The 1,499-nt window shown below is 64.6% G+C and carries 2 protein-coding genes; both read left to right on the top strand.

Annotation, left to right across the window (positions count from 1 at the left end; genetic code table 11):
* A partial coding sequence (locus L5G32_RS19105) for a transposase (RefSeq protein WP_372491731.1) occupies nucleotides 1–197 on the top strand: 197 nt, incomplete at its 5' end.
* A gap of 199 nt (nucleotides 198–396) precedes the next feature.
* On the top strand, nucleotides 397–1,293 hold the full coding sequence (locus L5G32_RS19100; protein ID WP_237012664.1) for an LLM class flavin-dependent oxidoreductase: 897 nt from the start codon (nucleotides 397–399) through the stop codon (nucleotides 1,291–1,293).
* Nucleotides 1,294–1,499: the final 206 nt, after the last annotated feature.

The following is a 1,499-nucleotide window of genomic DNA, read 5'->3' as shown; positions in this document are numbered from 1 at the left end:
GGCAACGCGGCACGAACGAGAACACCAACGGCCTGCTGCGCCAATACTTCCCCAAAGGCACCGACCTGAGCGTGCACGACAAAGACCGCCTCCGCGAGGTCGCCGACCGACTCAACCGCCGCCCCCGCCAAATCCACGAATTCGCCACCCCAGCAGAAAAATTCAACGAACTACTATCAACAACCAACAGCAACTAACACAACCAGCGTTGCAACCACCACCTGAACCCACGTGATCGAGCGGAGTCGAGATCCCTCTAGCGCTTCGACCAGCGGACGGCAACGAGACCTCGCAGCATGCCTAGCGCTCTCGACTCCGCTCGACGAGCGAGTGGGAGCGGCGGCAACAGCTGAACCCATACACTCGGCAGCACCGCCGGATGCCGAAGGAGACCCCATGCCGGACTACGGCCACGACCCACGATTCGGCGTATTCGTGACGCCGACGTCCGCTTCTCCCCTCCGTCCTGTCCAACTCGCGGTCGTCGCGGAGCAGGCCGGGCTCGACCTCGTGTCGATCCAGGATCACCCGTACCAGTCGAAGCTATTAGACGCCTGGACTCTGCTGTCGTTCATCGCAGCGCGCACGGAGCGGATATCGTTGTCCGGCAACGTCATCAACCTTCCGCTCCGACCGCCCGCGGTACTCGCTCGCGCCGCAGCATCGCTCGACCTTCTATCGGAGGGTCGGCTCGAGATGGCCATAGGTGCCGGCGGGTTCGCAGATGCGATCGAAGCCATGGGCGGACCTCGTCGTTCGCGGGGTGAAGCTCGCCGCGCACTCGCCGAGGCGATCGACGTGATGCGCGAACTATGGGACACCTCAACGCGGACCGGCGTGCACTTCCTCGGTTCCCACTACACAGTCGACGGCGCGAAGCGCGGACCACAGCCCGCTCACCCGATCTCGATCTGGGTCGGCGGGTACGGCCCACGCATGTTGGAGATGATCGGACGCAAAGCGGACGGATGGCTGCCGTCACTGTCCTTCCTTCCGAACGGTGTCGACGACCTGATCGCGATGAACGCCCGGATCGATGCTTCCGCTGAGCGCGCGGGGCGCAATCCGGGGGACATCCGCCGAATACTCAATGTCGGAGGCGCGTTCGACGATACCCGGGACGGCCTTCTTTCCGGCGGTCCCGAGTCATGGGCGGCCGACCTAACGACGCTCGCGACCGATCACGGCGTCTCCGATTTCGTGTTCGCAACCGACGATGCCGACACGATCCGGCGGATCGGTGCCGAGGTGGCGCCCACGACGCGGGAGAGCGTGCACGCTGCTCGCGGATGAGCGTCGCAACCGACGGGTGGCGGGGTCTCGACTCCGCTCGACCAGCAGGGTCGGCGGGCGACGCTGTTGCGTGCGTTGCGGTCTCGACGCTTCTATGTGTGGTGTCAAGCCGCGGTGGGTCTGTGTTGGGTGTTTGTCGTGGTCTCGGCGGTGGTTGTGCTGCGTTCGCAGGTCTTGAAGATTTCGCGTGCGATGTAGCGTTTGAG

The sequence above is a fragment of the Gordonia zhenghanii genome (assembly GCF_021738965.1).
Taxonomy (GTDB): Bacteria; Actinomycetota; Actinomycetes; order Mycobacteriales; family Mycobacteriaceae; genus Gordonia; species Gordonia zhenghanii.
The sequence above is the reverse complement of the archived record's forward strand: the minus strand, read 5'-3'. Positions and strand labels throughout refer to the sequence as shown.

Excerpts from the sequence above, each read along its gene's own strand:
- L5G32_RS19100 (WP_237012664.1), top strand. The coding sequence starts at position 397 with ATGCCGGACTACGGCCACGACCCACGATTCGGCGTATTCGTGACGCCG.